General features: G+C 65.5%; 13 protein-coding genes. 9 read left to right on the plus strand and 4 right to left on the minus strand.

The features are described from left to right. The first annotated feature begins 65 nt into the window (after positions 1-65). Complete coding sequence (locus FDN03_RS01020; protein WP_138173252.1) at positions 66-914, plus strand: hypothetical protein; 849 nt, start codon at positions 66-68, stop codon at positions 912-914. Between the two features lie 51 nt (positions 915-965). Here FDN03_RS01020 and FDN03_RS01025 read toward each other — a convergent pair whose 3' ends face one another. Further along, positions 966-2219, minus strand: coding sequence for a serine hydrolase (locus FDN03_RS01025; protein WP_212743847.1), 1254 nt, complete (start codon positions 2217-2219; stop codon positions 966-968). Between the two features lie 391 nt (positions 2220-2610). Here FDN03_RS01025 and FDN03_RS01030 point away from each other — a divergent pair, with 391 nt between their 5' ends. From FDN03_RS01030 to FDN03_RS01045, 4 genes are all read left to right on the plus strand, one after another. Then, positions 2611-3636: a 3-oxoacyl-ACP synthase III gene (locus tag FDN03_RS01030; protein WP_171021082.1), complete on the plus strand. Its 1026-nt coding sequence runs from the start codon at positions 2611-2613 to the stop codon at positions 3634-3636. Continuing rightward, entirely contained in the window at positions 3630-6224 is a 2595-nt protein-coding gene (locus FDN03_RS01035) for an alpha/beta fold hydrolase (RefSeq protein WP_138173256.1), read from the plus strand. The genes FDN03_RS01030 and FDN03_RS01035 overlap by 7 nt, the downstream gene beginning before the upstream one ends. Next, positions 6221-7240, plus strand: coding sequence for an NAD-dependent epimerase/dehydratase family protein (locus FDN03_RS01040; RefSeq protein ID WP_138173258.1), 1020 nt, complete (start codon positions 6221-6223; stop codon positions 7238-7240). Before FDN03_RS01035 ends, FDN03_RS01040 begins: the two co-directional genes overlap by 4 nt. 111 nt (positions 7241-7351) lie before the next feature. After that, the gene (locus tag FDN03_RS01045) at positions 7352-8008 is read left to right on the plus strand and encodes a cyclodeaminase/cyclohydrolase family protein (protein ID WP_138173260.1); all 657 of its coding nucleotides are present in this window, start codon (positions 7352-7354) and stop codon (positions 8006-8008) included. 110 nt (positions 8009-8118) lie between these two features. Here FDN03_RS01045 and FDN03_RS01050 read toward each other — a convergent pair whose 3' ends face one another. The 3 genes from FDN03_RS01050 to FDN03_RS01060 all read right to left on the minus strand — a co-directional run bounded on the left by FDN03_RS01050 (position 8119) and on the right by FDN03_RS01060 (position 12397). Then, positions 8119-9804, minus strand: coding sequence for a formate--tetrahydrofolate ligase (locus FDN03_RS01050; RefSeq protein ID WP_138173262.1), 1686 nt, complete (start codon positions 9802-9804; stop codon positions 8119-8121). Positions 9805-10102: 298 nt separating this feature from the next. Then, positions 10103-10774: a response regulator gene (locus tag FDN03_RS01055; protein ID WP_054821038.1), complete on the minus strand. Its 672-nt coding sequence runs from the start codon at positions 10772-10774 to the stop codon at positions 10103-10105. Between the two features lie 15 nt (positions 10775-10789). After that, on the minus strand, positions 10790-12397 hold the full coding sequence (locus FDN03_RS01060) for a sensor histidine kinase (protein WP_249354159.1): 1608 nt from the start codon (positions 12395-12397) through the stop codon (positions 10790-10792). 203 nt (positions 12398-12600) lie between these two features. On the opposite strand from FDN03_RS01060, the gene FDN03_RS01065 reads away from it, so the two are divergent. From FDN03_RS01065 to FDN03_RS01080, 4 genes are read left to right on the plus strand one after another with little or no spacing between them, the layout of a single operon-like run. Next, positions 12601-13614, plus strand: coding sequence for a tripartite tricarboxylate transporter substrate-binding protein (locus FDN03_RS01065; protein WP_138173264.1), 1014 nt, complete (start codon positions 12601-12603; stop codon positions 13612-13614). Then, complete coding sequence (locus tag FDN03_RS01070) at positions 13611-14114, plus strand: tripartite tricarboxylate transporter TctB family protein (protein WP_138173266.1); 504 nt, start codon at positions 13611-13613, stop codon at positions 14112-14114. The genes FDN03_RS01065 and FDN03_RS01070 overlap by 4 nt, the downstream gene beginning before the upstream one ends. Beyond that, complete coding sequence (locus tag FDN03_RS01075; RefSeq protein WP_249354161.1) at positions 14115-15752, plus strand: tripartite tricarboxylate transporter permease; 1638 nt, start codon at positions 14115-14117, stop codon at positions 15750-15752. Then, positions 15749-16150 carry a universal stress protein gene (locus FDN03_RS01080; protein ID WP_138173268.1) on the plus strand — a complete coding sequence of 134 codons (402 nt, stop codon included), beginning with the start codon at positions 15749-15751 and terminating at the stop codon, positions 16148-16150. The genes FDN03_RS01075 and FDN03_RS01080 overlap by 4 nt, the downstream gene beginning before the upstream one ends. The last annotated feature ends 6 nt before the right edge of the window (positions 16151-16156 follow it).

Raw genomic sequence — 16156 nt, forward strand, 5'->3', positions numbered from 1 at the left:
TCAGCCTTGCCAAGGGACGCCTGCCGAACGCTGGCCAGCGCGGCCCGGGCATTGCACAATCAGGTATGGGCAACTCTGTGCAATCGTTCTACGGCCGCGATACTCTGCGCTATGTGCGCCTGATGCTGCTGGTCGTTCCGCTGCTGCTGGTGGTGGCCATCATCGTCTACGGCGTCGTGAACCAGCGGATTGAATCATCCATCAGCTCCTACTATCTGGGTCCCGCGCGCGACCTGTTCGTGGCCATGCTGGTCACCACCGGGGTGCTGCTGGTGGTATATAGCGGCCCGCCCCTGGAAGACCTGTCGCTGAACCTGGCGGGGTTCTACGCCATGTTCGTGGCACTGGTGCCCACGAAGCTCGGGCAGACGCTGCAGGAGCTATCGCAGGGCGAACGGGTGAAGCTGGTGCTCTCGGTGCGCGTGGCAATCATTGCCATCCTGGTGGTGACCGCAGTTTTCGCGTGGCTCGGCTGGCGCACCAAGCGGTGGCCGCGCCGGGAGTTCATGCACAACCTGCCCACCACCGTGCTGACCCTCATCGGGGTGGTGCTGCTGACCGGATTTCTGGTGCTGCTGACCTGGAGAACGATCGGGGGGGCAGAATTTGCCGGGGTGCATGCCTCGGCCGCGGCCTTGATGATCGGCAGCATGGGCATCGCCATCGCCAGCCATGTGGGCCCGGCCCGGCTGTGCCCGGGTGGCGGGGCCGGCGAGCGCAGCTGGCATTACGCGGTGCTGGTGGGGTTGATGGCCGCAGGGCTCATCGCCTGGCCCGTCCTTGAGGCGTTGGGGATCTCCCAGGCGCTGTTCATTGTCGAATGGTTCGAGATCGGGCTGTTCTCATACTTCTGGTACCTGGAATCCCGTCGCCTGTGGCACGAGCCGGAACGCATCGCGCCGATCCTCGGCTAAGGGCACCGGCCCGTGCGGTGTCCCCGATCGTGGGACCCGGGCGCCTTTGGCCTACTGGCCAGGGGCGGTTGCCGGACCGGCGGCCGCGGCTCCGGGTTCCGGGGCGGTCGAGGTTTCCACGAGCAGCGCGGCGGCGATGGCGTCAAAGGCACCGAGCGTGGCGAAGAGCTTGGCCGGTTCCTGCGGCAGCGGCCAACTGGAGAGCTTGACGGCCACGACTTCGGCCGGACGGTTGATGTAGACCAGCTGGCCGTGGATCCCCATGCACAGGAACACGTCATTGCCCGAGTAGGGGAACCAGAGCTGGTTGCGGTACATGCCGCCGGGCATCCGGTAGTCGCCGAGGCTGGTGGCAAAGGCGTCCCGCGAATCCGGTGCCCCCGCCAGGGTTTCGGCCATCCACGTCGAGGAGAGCACCCGCTGCCCGCTCAGGGAGACACCGTCGTTCAGCAGCATGGACCCGAAGCGGGCCATGTCCCGCAGGCTGGCGCTGATCCCCCCGTCAAAGGTGCCGGTCCCGAACTGGTCAATGTCAAGGACGGCGTCCGCCTCGGCGCCGATCTTGCCCCAGAGCACCGCGGACATCAGCTGCGCCATGGGTTGCCCGGCGGCGGCCTCGCACACCCACCCCAGCATGTCGGTTTCGCAGGAACGGTATTCAAAGAATCCACCGTGCGCGGTCTTGCGCTGCAGCGTCTTCAGGAAGGGGTACATTCCCGTGGGCCCGGGTGCGAGGGTGGGGGCCCAGCCAATGGCCTGCTCCAGCAGCCGGATGCCCGAGAGCGGGTCCAGGTAGTTCTCGGAGAAGTTGATGCCCGAACGCATGTCCAGCAGGTGGCGGATCGTCGCCCCGGCGTACCCTGTGCCCTCCAGTTCGGGAAGATAGTCGGTGAGCTGGGCATCGGCATCCAGCGTCCCGGCGTCGCAGAGCGCGCCGGCCACCACCCCGATCAGGGATTTGCTCACCGACATCAGCAGGTGGACCGAGTCTGCGTTCATCTGCCCGAAATACTGTTCGGTGAGCACCTGGCCGCGGTGCAGCAGCATCCACCCGTCGGTGTTGGTCGAGGCCATGACCGCTCCCACGCTGACCGGTGCCTGCCCGGGCACGGTGCCCGGAACCAGCACCGAATCCAGGTCACGGTGCGCGGCCGGCAGCTCGGCCACCGGCCCGGACCCCCGTGCGATGGGCGCGGTGGGCAGGAAGTCGGCCATGTGCTGGAAGGACCAGTGCAGGTTCTGCGGCTGCTTCCAGTTCGTGACGTCCACCATCACGGCATTGCCCTGTTGATCCATGGCGTCCATGGCAGTTCCTTCCCAAGAAAATGTCGCTGTACCCATACCGTGTTGCTCCGATAGTACGACGGAGACTACCACTGCCCAGGTGATTGCCGGGCGCTTCTGCCAGTCCCCCATCAGGCTGGTGCCCAGAACCGTGCCGGGGCCACGCCCACGCACCCACTGCATGGGCGTGTAGCAGGACTGGCCGAAAGGCGGGTGAGTCACACAGAAACCTATGAATGATCCAGATTTTTCCTGCTATTCGCTGAAAACTTCGCTTTCGCTTATGCGCTGGCCCACAGGAAGGAATACGGTAAGAACAGACTATTCTCCGTCGGCGACCCTGCGGAACCGGCGACCATTTTTCGGTGCGGGCCCCAAAGGGTCCGCGTCGGCACGACACGAAGGCTTGATATTGAACGGCAACGCAACGTTTAGGCATCACAACGTGGCCCTTTTGGCCGTCAATAGGGTGCAGGCACCGGTGGTGCTCAGCTCCGCCGAATTCGACGAGCGACTTGCTCCCAGCCTGAAACGTTTGCGACTGTCCAAGAAACTGCTCGAACGCGCCTCTGGAGTGAAGGAACGCCGCTGGTGGTCGGAGGGCACCGGTTTTGACGACGCCGCGGTGGAAGCCGGCGGCAAGGCCCTGGCCGAAGCCGGCATCGAGCCGGGGCAGATCGGCCTGCTGATCAACACGTCGGTGACCCGGCGCAACCTGGAACCCTCGGTGGCCTCCAAGATCCACCACGACCTGGGGCTGCCCTCCTCGGCGATGAACTTCGACGTGGCCAACGCCTGCCTCGGGTTCGTCAACGGCATGTCCCTGGCGGCGAACATGATCGACTCCGGACAGATCAAGTACGCGCTGATCGTGGCCGGGGAAGACGCCCAGCCCACCCAGGAAACCACGTTCCAGCGGCTGAATGCGGAAAATTCCACCCGCGAAGACTACCTGCGCGAATTCGCCACCCTCACCCTGGGGTCGGGGGCCGCCGCCGCAGTGGTGGGCCCCGCCGACGAACACCCCGGCGGCCACCGAATCGTGGGCGGAGTTTCCCGAGCCGGCACCCAGCACCACGAATTGTGCGTCGGCGGGCCGGCCGGCATGTACACCGACACCAAGGGGCTGCTGGATAACGGGCTGGACCTGGTGGTCAACGCCTGGCAAGAGGCGCACCAGTCCGGCTGGGATTGGCGTTCAATGGACCGTTACGTCACCCACCAGGTCTCCAAGTCCTACACCAACGCCATCATCAAGGCGGTGGGCCTGATCCGTGACCGGGTGCCGGTCACCTTCCCCAAGTGGGGCAATGTCGGCCCGGCCTCGCTGCCGATGACCCTGTCGCAGGAAGCCGAAACCCTCAAGCCCGGCGACCGCGTGCTGTGCATGGGCGTGGGCTCGGGACTGAACACCACCATGATGGAGCTGGCTTGGTAACTGAGATTTTTCCCGGTGTCGCTGCACGGTACTCGGGCTATCTCGAAGTGCCCTCCACCTCCGCGGTGGATCCGGCCGGCACCACGCACCGGTGGCACCTGCTGGACAACCATGGCGAACTGGAAGAACGCGAAATCAGCCCCGTGGGCACCTTGCTGTGCGTGCACGGCAACCCCACCTGGTCCTACCTGTGGCGCGAGCTGCTCAACCACGTCTCGGCCCATGCCCTGCCCTGGCGGGTGGTGGCAGTGGACCAGCTGGACATGGGCTTCTCCCCGCGCACCGGGGTCCTGCGTCGGTTGGCCGACCGGGTCAACGACCTCGGGGATCTGACCGCTGCCTTGGGCTTGGACGGCCCGGTCATCACGGTGGGACACGATTGGGGCGGCATCATTTCCCTGGGCTGGGCTTTGGAACACCAGCAGCAGCTGGCCGGGGTGGTGCTGACCAACACCGCGGTGCACCCTGCGGGGTTCCAGATGCCTGCCGCGCTGCGCCTTGCCTCCCACCCGGCCGTGCACGGCTGGGGAACCAAGAGCACCGACGCGTTCCTGCGGGTAACCCATTCGCTGGCCCACCCCAAACTGGATCCTGGCACCCGTGAGGCGTTCATGGCACCGTACACCAGCGCCGAGCGGCGCGATGGGGTGGCGAACTTTGTTGCCGACATCCCCTTCGCCCCGGACCACCCCAGCCGCTCCACCCTGGAGTCCATTGCCGAATCCCTTCGCACGCTCTTCGTTCCGGCCCTGCTGCTGTGGGGGCCCAAGGACCCGGTCTTCTCCGACCGCTACCTGCGGGACTTGATGTCCCGGCTCCCCCACGCCCAGGTGCACCGCTTCGAAGGCGCGGGACACCTGCTGCCCGAGGACCGCGACATTGCCACCCCCATCTTCGACTGGTTGGACAGGCAGAACCGGCAGGACGGGTCTGCGGGGCGTGCCGAACCGCTGAACGGCTACCGGCCCATGCTGGCCGAACTGGATGCCCGCACCCAGGACAACACCGCGGCAGTGGTGGACGTCAGCCCACCACGCACCCTGTCCTGGGCGGACCTGGGCCACCGGGTGAACACCCTGGCCGCCGGGCTGGCCAGCATCGGGGTCCGCTCGGGCAGCCGGGTCAACCTGCTGGTGCCCCCGGGCATCGAACTGACCTCCCTGATCTACGCCTGCCTGCGGCTGGGCGCCGTGATCGTGGTCGCCGATGCCGGTTTGGGAACCAAGGGGCTGGGCCGGGCCATCCGCGGCGCCGGGCCGGACTACCTGATCGGCATTGAACGCGCCCTGACCGGGGCCCGGGCGCTGGGCTGGCCTGGCACCAAGGTGGCCGTGGATGACCTGCCGTCGGCAAAGCTCAAAATGTTGGGCGTGGCGCACACGGTGCCAGAACTGCTGCTCACCGGTGCCGCCACCAAGCCCACCGCCGACGATTTTACGGCCGCCGATCCGGACGCGGACGCCGCGGTGCTCTTCACCTCCGGCTCGACCGGCCCGGCCAAGGGCGTGGTCTACACGCACCGGCAGCTGGCCGCCATGCGCGACACCCTGGCCGAAACCTACGACCTGAAGGCCGGCTCCGCGCTGGTGGCCGGGTTTGCGCCCTTCGCGCTGCTCGGCCCGGCGCTGGGTGCCACCTCGGTCACCCCGGACATGGATGTCACCGCGCCGCGCACGCTCACCGCCGCCGCCCTGGCCGATGCCGCCGCGGCGGTCAACGCAAGCACGGTGTTCGCCTCCCCGGCCGCCCTGGCCAACGTGGTGGCCACCAGCGGGCGTCTGGATGCCGGGCAACGCCAGGTCCTGGAGCAGGTCACCCTGATGCTCTCGGCCGGGGCACCGGTGCCCGAGCCCCTGTTGGCCAAGGTTCAACAGCTGGTCCCCCACGCCGGGGTGCACACCCCCTATGGGATGACCGAGGCCCTGCCGGTGACGGACATTGACCTGGACGAGATCCGGGCGGCCGGCAACGGCAATGGCGTCTGTGTCGGCACCCCCGTCGCCGGGGCGCAGATCGCTGTCGCTGCCCTGGACGCCTCCGGGAACGCGGCGGATGAGCCCACCACGACCCCGGGGCTCACCGGGGAGATCCTGGTTCGGGCTCCCCACGTCAAGGACCGCTACGACAGGCTCTGGATCACCGAGCAGCAAAGCGTCTCCATCCCCGGATGGCACCGGACCGGGGACGTTGGCCACCTGGATGCCGAGGGACGCCTGTGGGTCGAAGGCCGCCTGGGCCACGTGGTGCGCACCGCCCGCGGGCCGTTGACCCCGGTCGCCGCGGAGCAGGCGGCGGAGTCGGTGCCCGGCGCCGGACGTACCGCCCTGGTCGGTGTCGGACCGGCCGGCACCCAGGTGGCCGTGGTGGTCATGGAAACCCAACCGCCCGCCAAACGGCCCGGCCCGGCCTCCACGGCCCTGGCCAACGAGGTCCGGGAGGCGGTGTCCGCCGCCGGTGTCGAGGTGGCGGCGGTGCTCGTGGTCCCGGATCTTCCCACCGACATCCGGCACAACTCCAAGATTGATCGTGCCGCCCTGGCAGCCTGGGCCGAAAAGACCCTGGCCGGAGGAAGGATCCGCAAACCATGAGCACCCCTGAATCCCCAGCAACACCGCGCCGGGTGCTGGTCACCGGCGCCAGCGGCCTGCTCGGCGGAGCCGTCGCCGAATTGTTGCGCACCAAGGGGCACCATGTTCGCACGTTCCAGCGGCGTGCTTCGAACGGCGCCACGGATGAAGTCCTGGGCTCGCTGACGGACCAGGGAGCGGTCAATCGTGCCGCCAAGGGCATGGACGCGGTCATTCACCTGGCGGCTAAGGTCTCCTTCACCGGGGACTGGGACGAGTTCGTCTCCACGAACATCGTCGGCACCAGGAACCTGTTGCAGGCCGCCCAGGAATCCGGGGTTTCGGATTTCGTCTTCGTCTCCTCCCCCTCGGTAGCGCACTTCGGCGCAGCCCTGGCCGGGGAGTCGGCGGGCACCGCCGACCCGGAACGCGCCCGCGGGTTCTACGCCCGCTCCAAGGCGGCCGCGGAGCTGATCGCCCTGTCGGAGGACCAGCCCGAATTCCGGGTGACGGCCATCCGGCCGCATGTTGTCTGGGGCCCGGGTGACACACAGTTGGTCGAGCGTGTCATCCAGCGCGCCAAGGCGGGCCGGCTGCCCCTGCTGGACCGGGGTGCAGCACTGATTGATACCACCTACATCGACAACGCCGCCGCCGCGATCGTGCGAGGGCTGGAACGCATGGATCATGCCCACGGCCGTGCCCTGGTGGTAACCAACGGGGAACCACGTCCGGTTGGAGAACTCATGGCGGGAATCTGCCAGGCCGGCGGCGCACCGGCCCCCAAACTGAACGTGCCGGGCTGGTTGGCCCGCGGCGCGGGATCGGTGATTGAAAAAGCGTGGCTGGCCGCCGGCCGCCGCAACCTGGTGACCGACGAACCTCCAATGACCCGATTCCTGGCCGAGCAGCTGTCCACCGCCCACTGGTTCGATCAACGTCAAACGCACGAAATCCTGGACTGGAAGCCGGAAGTCAGCATCGATGAGGGAATCGAGCGCCTCCGTGCCCACTACAGTGGCTCGCCGGTTGGCTAGCAACGCGATCTTGTAGCCCCACAGCACAGGAGCCGGGGCAGGCCGCAGTTGATTCTCAGCTTCCTTACATTCGGTGCGGCCTGCGGCCCCAGGTAGTAGAGACTTGATGCCATGGACAAGCCCGAAGCAGTCACCACCCAGGACTCAACCGTCGAACAGTGGACGGCGGCACTGGCCCAGTCCACCGGTTCGCCCGGTGGCGGCGCCGGTGCCGGATTGATGCTGGCCATTGCCGCCTCCCTGATCTCCATGGTTGCCGGTTACACGGATGCGCAGGAACCGCAGGCCGCCCACGTGCAGAGCCTTCGACGCCGTGCCTTGGAGTTGCGGCAGACGGCGCTGCGCCTGGCGGACGAAGACGCCTCCGCGTCCAAGGCCTTCGGCGCCGCGTTCCACCTGGAGCCTGGAAGGGAACGTGAGACCGCGATCAAGAAAGCCAGCATCAACGCTGCCCGGGCCTCGGCGACGCTGGGCAAGCACGCCGTTATGGCCATTGACGACCTTGAATGGCTGGCCCTGAACGGCAACCAGGCGCTGATTTCCGATGTGGTGGTCGCTTTGGGCTCATTGCGCGCCACGCTTGCTGGCGCCCGTACTAATGTCAGCTTCGACCTGGCCAGCTCGACAACCGACGATTCATCGATGGCCGAACTGCGCCGGCAGCACCAGGACCTCTTCGCTGCACTGCGTGAATTTGAAGCGGCTATCGAACGCCTGGATATGATCGCCTCCGGGATTGACCGGCGCGCTGCCCCAACCAGAGCCTAGACGTACCCGAAACGAAAATACGGCGGTGCGCGGTGCAACCCCTCCTAGCGCTGCCGGGCTCTCCGCGTTGGTCAGTCGTTTCTTCCGGCCAGCTTCCGCGGTAGTCCCCGCTACGACAAACCCACTGCGCGCCCTTGGTCATCGACATTCATGTGCATGGCGGCCGGCGCCTTGGGAAGGCCAGGCATGGTTGTGATCGCCCCGGTGATGGCCACAATGAAACCGGCACCGGTCTTGGGAACGATCTCGCGGACCTGCAACGTGAATCCTTCAGGGGCTCCCAGGAGCGTGGGGTCATCGGAGAACGAATACTGGGTCTTGGCCATGCACACCGGCAGGTCGTCCCAGCCGTTGGCGTGGATCTGCTCGAGCATCCGCCTTGCCTTGGCAGAATATTCAATGCCCACTCCGCCATAGAGCTCGCGCACCAGGGTTAGGATCTTCTCCTCAACCGGTTGCGTCAGCTCGTACAGCGGAAGGAAATTGTTCGGTGGTTCAATGGCCCGCAAGACCGCGGCGGCCAGCTCCCCGGCCCCGGCACCGCCGCGGCCCCAGACATCGGCCACGGCGCATTCAATGTTGTTCGCCGCGGCCCATTCGGTGACCACCGCCAATTCCGCTTCGGTATCCGTGGTGAACCGGTTGATGCCGATGACCGGCTGGATACCGAACTTCGAGATGTTCAAGGCATGCCGGGCGAGGTTCGTCAGGCCTGCGCGCACTGCGTCAATGTCTTCTTCACGCAGCTGCTCCGGGGACACTCCCCCGTGCATTTTCAGGGCACGAATGGTGGCCACGATGACGACGGTGTCCGGGTCGCACCCGGCATAGCGGGCCTTGATGTCCATGAACTTCTCGGCACCCAGGTCGGTGCCGAAGCCGGCCTCGGTCACCACGATGTCGGCCAGCGTGCGCGCGGTATTGGTGGCGACCGCCGAGTTGCAGCCATGCGCAATGTTGGCGAATGGCCCGCCGTGGATGAGGGCGGGGGTACCGCCTATGGTCTGGACGAGGTTGGGTTTGATCGCCTCCTTGAGCAGCAAGGCCATGGCACCGGCGGCCCCCAGGTCATCCACGGTGACCGGAGCGTTGTCGCGGGTATAGCCGATGGTCATGCGGCCGAGCCGGGCGCGCAAGTCCTCCAGCCCGGTGGCCAGGCAGAATACCGCCATGACCTCGGAAGCAGCGGTGATCTCGAAACCGGTTTCCCGCGGCATCCCGTCGGCCGGTCCGCCAAGGCCGATGACCACGTTGCGCAGCGCCCGGTCGTTCATGTCCACCGCGCGTTTGAAGGTGATGCGCCGCGGATCAATGCCCAGGGAATTTCCCTGGTGCAGGTGGTTGTCGATCAGTGCCATCAACAGGTTGTTCGCGCTGGTGATGGCATGGAAATCCCCGGTGAAATGCAGGTTGATCTCATCCATCGGGAGCACCTGCGACTTGCCGCCGCCGGTGGCCCCACCCTTCATGCCGAAACTCGGGCCCACAGAGGGTTCACGCAGGGCGATCATGGTTTTCGTTCCCGCGGCCGCCAAGGCATCACCCAAGCCCACCACCATGGTGGATTTCCCTTCCCCCGCGGGTGTCGGGGACATGCCGCTGACCAGGACCACCTTTCCCAGACCGGAACCGCGAGCAGTCAGCAGGGCCGGGTCGATCTTGGCCTTGTACCTGCCGTAAGGCTCCACCGCAGTCTCCGGGATCCCGGCCGACCGGGCGATCTGCGAAATTGGCTTGAGCACCGCTCGCGAGGCAATGGCAAGATCACTCATGTCGGTTTCTGGCTTGGAAGTCATCGTGTGCCCCTATCTGGCTTCCCTAGTCGGGGGAAAATGAACCCCAGGGTCCTTGGTTTTCCTCGATTCACCTTCAAGCTACCACTGAGGAGGTCGCGGGCGGTGGGATGTCCCCGCCAAATTCTCATCTACTGAGAACCGCCAGACCATGGGCCGTGATTGGGAAAACCGGGGATTGCGTGTGGTTGGCGCTGAATCCCCGGGCCTTCTGATCCCGGTTTGGCGCATGCCTGCGCCCATCCCCGCCCCCAGCGACTGCTCCGACCGGTGGAAGCGTCATCCCGGATACAACGGCTTTTCAGGCAGACGCGTATCGTCGTTCCGGGCGGCCCACTCCCCCGTACTTCAGGTTCACCTGCACCAGCCCTTCCTCCGCCAAATACTCCAGGTACCGGCGAGCGCTGACCCGGGAAATGCCGAGTTGTTCTGCCGTTTCGGTGGCTGAGATCGGCTGCGGCGCCTGCTTGAGGATCTTCTCCACGAGCTCCAGCGTTTCGATGCTGCAGCCCTTGGGCAGTGGCCGGTGTTCCTGCCCCTTTCCCAATCCGAAGAGCCGATTGACGTCCTCCTGCTGCAGCTGCTGATCCGAGGTTTGCAGGGGCGCATAGGAGCTTCGGTAATGCTCAAGCCGTTCATTGAGATCGTCCCGGGAGAACGGCTTCATCAAGTAGTGCACGATTCCCCCGCGCAAGGCCCTGCGGACCGTGTCCATTTCCCGGGCGGCGCTGATGACCAGTACGTCCAGGTCGGGTTTGATCGTTCGCAGCTGCTGCAGCAGATCCAGCCCATTGATGTCCGGCAGGTGGATGTCCAGTAGCACCAGTGCCGGGTTCAGTGATTCGACGGCCTTGACGGCCTCGGCCCCGTTATGCGCGACCCCCACCACGGCGAACCCGTCGATGCTGTTCACGAAGCCGGAGTGAACCTTGGCGACCATGAAATCGTCGTCGATCACCAGTACCTTGATCATCTGGCGTGCTGTCCTTTACTTTGCGAGTGTGGCGGTGAAGAGCGCACCGTTGTCGTTCCTGGCCATCACGCGCCCGCCGTGGCGCTGGCAGACCAGGCGGGCCAGCGCCAAGCCAAAACCGCGCCCTCCCGCGGCGTGGTGGTCCTTGGTCGAGAACCCCTGGGCGAAGATCTCCTCAATGACCCCGTCGTCAATTCCGGGGCCGTTATCCGCGACGGTGATGGCTATTTGGGAATCCGTGTCTTCGATGGTGATCTGGATGTGGGCGTCACTAATCTGAGTCACGGCTTCTATTGCATTATCCGTCAAGTTGCCAACCACCGTGGTCAGGTCGCGGGCCAGTGCGTCTTCGCACCGGCTGAGGCGGGATTCCTCGTTCAGCTCCAGCTGGATGCCACGTTCCGAGGCGACACTGGCCTTGGCGATCAGCAGTGCTGCCACCGTGGGATCCTCAATCGAGGTCGACACGCTGTCGAACAACTGGCTGCGGCTGAGGCTGACCCCTTCAATGAAACGCTCCACTTCCCCATATTCTTCGAGTTTGATGAGTCCGGAAATCGCATGCAGCTGGTTCGCGAACTCATGGGTTTGGGCGCGCAACATGTCGCTGGTGGCCTTGGTGTTACCCAGTTCCTGTTCCAGGCGGCTTAGCTCCGTGCGGTCGCGGAACGTGGTCACCGATCCCAGATCCCGTTCCCCGCGGCTGATGGGCATGCGGTTGAAGACCAGAACCCGCTCCCCGATCAGGAACTGCCGGTCAGCTTCCTCCTGCTGGGTGAGAAGGGCACGGGTCACCTGCGGGGCGACGTTCAGCTCCTCCAATGTGCGCCCCACACAGTCTTCAGGCAGGCGCAGCAGTTCAATGGCCACATCGTTGGCCAGGGTGATCCGGTGGTTGGGGGAAACCGAGATCACGCCCTCCTTCACCCCATGCAGCAGCGCCTCGCGATGTTCAAAGAGCTTGGTGATGTCCCGCGGCTCCATTCCCCTGGTCTGGTGCTTGACCTTTCGGGCCAGCAGGACTGAGCCTCCGGCTCCGAGCAGGATGCACACCAGCAGGGTGAACAGCACGCTGGGCGCGATCTCCCGGAGCAGCTCGGCGGTATTGGGGTAGCTTTGCCCGGCCCCCACGATCCCGATCAGCTTTCCCTCCTCGTTCAGCACCGGGATGTGGGCGATCAGTTCATGCTTCCCGTCATGGACGCGTTCTCCGCGCCACGCGCGGCCCTGGGTCACGGTGCTGTCCGGGGTGAGGATGGAGGAGTTGACTTCATCGGGGTAGCTGGAGGTGATGATCGTGCCCGCAGCGTCGGCGATGGCCACGAAATCCAGGCCCGAGATGCTGCGCGCGGACTCGGCCATGGCAGGCAGGGCCGAACCCATCTCCGGGGCCGCATCGGGCAGGAGCGCGCGCAGCAGGGGATTGGAAGCCAGGGATTCAGCCGCGGACAGGCTTCTGCGGGTTTCGGACTTCTCAAAATTGTTGGTCGCCTGATTCACCGATACGGCGATGACCCCGGTGAGAACGACCCCGATGATCAACAGCTGCATGATCAGGTATTGCCCGGCCAAAGTCAGTTGCCGACCGGGCTTTCGTCCCCTCGCGGCATGGGCCGTTTTCATGTGTCCCGTTCTCCTCTTGCCGCCATTGATGTTGCGGCGTTCTCCACCCTTTAGCGTACCGAAGCGACGCGAGAGCGGGATCACATTTTTTGGTTACACAATGAACAATATCTACTCTGCTTACGCAAACGTGACGCGCAGCACCGCGGGCCATAGTGTCTAAAGCACTCGCCCAACAATGAAGGTAGTGAGGCACGAATCCGATGAAAACTTTCAAATCCCTGCGCAAGGTGGCCACCGTTGCCGCCGCCGCGGCACTGGCACTGACCGCCACCGGCTGCGGTGTCACCTCCGAGAACTCGTCCGAAGGCCAGTCGGCGGACAGTGGACCGGTGGCCGGACTGCGCATCATGGTTCCCAACACCGCCGGTGGCGGTTATGACACCACCGCCCGCGTGGCCGCCAAGGTCATGGATGAGGCGGACATTGCTTCGAACCCCGAGGTCTTCAATCTGGCCGGTGCCGGGGGCACCGTGGGGCTGGCCCGCCTGGTCAATGAAAAGGGCACCGGGGACCTGTCAATGCTGATGGGTCTGGGCGTGGTGGGCGCCAGCTACACCAACGAATCCGATGCGAAGCTGACCGAAACCACCCCGATTGCCAAGCTCATCGAGGAGCCGGGAGCGATCATGGTCTCCAAGGACTCCCCGTACAAGACCATCGACGATTTGGTTCAGGCCTGGAAGAAGGATCCGGGCAAGCTTTCGGTCGGCGGCGGCTCCTCGCCGGGCGGCCCGGACCACTTGCTGCCGATGCAGCTGGCCCAGGCCGTGGGCATTGACCCGAAGAAGGTGAACTTCGTTTCCTACGACGGCGGCGGGGATCTGTTGCCGGCCATCCTGGGCAACAAGCTGGCGTTCGCCGCCTCCGGCGCCGGTGAATACATGCAGCAGATCGAAGAGGGCTCGGTGCGCGTCCTGGCCACCAGCGGCGAAGAGCGCCTGGAGGGCGTGGATGCCCCGACACTCAAGGAGTCCGGCATCGACCTGGTCTTCTCCAACTGGCGCGGCATTGTCGCCCCGCCGGAGATCTCGGACGCCGACAAGCAGAAGTGGATTGACGTCGTCACCAAGATGCACGACTCCGAGCAGTGGAAGGAAGCACTGGAGACCAACGGCTGGAGCGATGCGTTCATGACCGGTGAGGACTTCTCCAGCTTCCTGAGCGAACAGGATGAGCGCGTGGCCAACGTGCTCAAGGCCCTGGGGCTGGCGTGAGCGAAGTAGCCACAACCAGGAAGAAGCGCGTCGAACTGCTGTTCGCCGCGTTTCTTCTCTTGGTGGGAATCCTGGTGTTCGTTGACGCGTCGCAGCTTCATGTGACGTATTCCCAGGCCGACGTGGTCGGGCCCAAGGCCCTGCCCTACGTGGTCTCGGTGATTCTGGTCCTCTCCGCCGTGGCGCTGGCCATCACCGTATGGCGTGGCAACCTCGCCCAGGGCGAGGAAGGCGAAGACGTGGACCTGAGCCAGCCCTCGGACTGGAAAACCCTGCTGCCGCTGATCGGGGTGTTCGTGGTGAACATCCTGCTGATCAACTGGGCCGGCTGGGTCATCTCCGGCACGCTGCTGTTCTTCGGTTCGGCTCTGTGCCTGGGTGCCCGACGCTATGTCCTGACCCTGGTCATCTCCCTGGTCATGGCGCTGGGTTCCTTCTATGGTTTCTACCTCGGTCTGGGCATCAAGCTGCCGGCCGGGATCCTGTCGGGGGTGTTGTAGTTGGATACGCTCAACCTCCTGATGGACGGCTTCGCCGCCGCCCTGACCCCCATCAACCTGCTGTTCGCGTTCGCCGGGGTCATCCTGGGCACCGCGGTCGGTGTACTTCCGGGCATCGGTCCGGCCATGGCAGTGGCGCTGCTGCTGCCTGTCACCTACGGAATGGAGACCTCCAGTGCGCTGATCATGTTCGCCGGCATCTACTACGGCGGCATGTACGGCGGTTCAACCACCTCCATCCTGCTCAACACCCCCGGTGAATCCGCAACGGTGATCACCGCCATCGAGGGGCACAAGATGGCCAAGGCCGGCCGTGCCGCCCAGGCGCTGGCCACCGCAGCCATCGGCTCCTTCGTGGCCGGAACCATCGGCACCGCCCTGCTGGTGACGGTGGCCCCCTTCGTGGTGAAGTTCGCGGTGAGCCTGGGCGCCCCCAGCTACTTCGCGATCATGGTGCTGGCACTGATTACCGTGACCGCGGTCCTGGGTTCCTCCAAGATCCGCGGTTTTGCCTCCCTGGGCCTCGGCCTGGCCATCGGTTTGGTGGGTATGGACCCGGTCTCCGGGCAGAGCAGGCTCACCTTCGGCTTCGCGCCGCTGGTGGACGGGTTGGACATTGTGGTGGTGGCCGTCGCGATCTTCGCGATTGGCGAGGCCCTGTGGATTGCCGGGCACCTGCGCCGCACCCCCACCCGCACCATTCCGGTCGGCGCCCCGTGGATGGGCAAGGAAGACTGGAAGCGGTCCTGGAAGCCGTGGCTGCGCGGCACCGCGTACGGCTTCCCCTTTGGCGCCCTGCCCGCCGGCGGCGCCGAGGTGCCAACCTTCCTGTCCTACGTGACCGAGAAAAAGCTGTCCAAGCACCCCGAGGAGTTTGGCCACGGCGCCATCGAGGGTGTGGCGGGCCCGGAGGCGGCGAACAATGCCTCGGCTGCCGGCACCCTTACCCCGATGCTCGCCCTGGGCCTGCCGACCAACGCCACCGCCGCGGTCATGCTCGCCTTCCTGGTCATGAAGGGCATCCAGCCCGGTCCGCTGCTGTTTGAAAATGAGCCGGCACTGGTGTGGGCGCTGATCGCGAGCCTGTTCATCGGCAACACCCTGTTGCTGCTGATCAACCTGCCACTGGCCCCGGTCTGGGCGAAGCTGCTGCAGATCCCCCGCCCCTACCTGTATGCCGGGATCCTGTTCTTCGCCACGCTGGGCGCGTTCTCGGTAAACATGCAGACCGCGGACCTGTGGCTGCTGCTGGTCATCGGGCTGCTCGGCTTCGCACTGCGCCGCTTCGGACTGCCGGTGTTGCCGCTGATCCTAGGTGTCATCATCGGGCCGATGGCCGAGGAACAACTGCGCAAGACCTTCCAGCTCAGTGCCGGTGAAGTTTCCGGGCTGTGGAGCGAGCCGGTGGCGGTGACGATCTACATCATCATTGCCATCCTGCTGCTCCTGCCGGTCGTCTTCATGGTGATCCGCCGTTCCCGCGGCGGCTCCTCCGAACTGGCCCAAGGGCTGGCCGGGGGCGGCAACCTCACCGAGAATGAGCTCTCGCCCCTGGACCACCAGCACCTGAAGGGCGGAAGCCATGTGGCCGAACAGAGCCGGCCGCATGGGGAAGATACAAGGAAGGATCACTCATGAGCATCGTGGTCGGATACATCCCTTCCCCGGAAGGAGAGGCGGCACTGCAGCGGGCCATCTTCGAAGCCGAGCGTTCCCAAAGCCGGCTCACCGTCGTCAACGCGTCCAAGGGTGATACCCCCATCGACAACCGGCTGATTGATGCCAAGCAGCATCATGAGCTGGAAGAACGCCTCGCCGCGTCGGGAGTGGACTTCTGGATCGAGCGCTCGCCGCTGGGCTCCGACCCGGCGGACAAGATCCTGGGTGTGGCCCGTGCCCAGCGGGCCGAACTCATTGTCATCGGCATGCGCAAGCGCTCGCCGGTGGGCAAGTTCATCATGGGAAGCACCGCGCAGCGGATCCTGTTGCAGGCCGAATGCCCGGTGCTCTCCCTGAAGGCCGAGTACGCCTGGTAGCCAAGG

Origin of the sequence: Glutamicibacter sp. V16R2B1 (assembly GCF_005774635.1) — a bacterium.
GTDB classification, from domain to species: Bacteria; Actinomycetota; Actinomycetes; order Actinomycetales; family Micrococcaceae; genus Glutamicibacter; species Glutamicibacter creatinolyticus.

Bases quoted from the DNA above. Each gene is read 5' to 3' on its own strand.
- FDN03_RS01020 (WP_138173252.1), top strand. From the start codon at position 66: ATGGGCAACTCTGTGCAATCGTTCTACGGCCGCGATACTCTGCGCTAT.
- FDN03_RS01025 (WP_212743847.1), bottom strand. From the start codon at position 2,219: ATGGACGCCATGGATCAACAGGGCAATGCCGTGATGGTGGACGTCACG.
- FDN03_RS01040 (WP_138173258.1), top strand. From the start codon at position 6,221: ATGAGCACCCCTGAATCCCCAGCAACACCGCGCCGGGTGCTGGTCACC.
- FDN03_RS01045 (WP_138173260.1), top strand. From the start codon at position 7,352: ATGGACAAGCCCGAAGCAGTCACCACCCAGGACTCAACCGTCGAACAG.
- FDN03_RS01050 (WP_138173262.1), bottom strand. From the start codon at position 9,804: ATGACTTCCAAGCCAGAAACCGACATGAGTGATCTTGCCATTGCCTCG.
- FDN03_RS01055 (WP_054821038.1), bottom strand. From the start codon at position 10,774: ATGATCAAGGTACTGGTGATCGACGACGATTTCATGGTCGCCAAGGTT.
- FDN03_RS01060 (WP_249354159.1), bottom strand. From the start codon at position 12,397: ATGAAAACGGCCCATGCCGCGAGGGGACGAAAGCCCGGTCGGCAACTG.
- FDN03_RS01065 (WP_138173264.1), top strand. From the start codon at position 12,601: ATGAAAACTTTCAAATCCCTGCGCAAGGTGGCCACCGTTGCCGCCGCC.
- FDN03_RS01080 (WP_138173268.1), top strand. From the start codon at position 15,749: ATGAGCATCGTGGTCGGATACATCCCTTCCCCGGAAGGAGAGGCGGCA.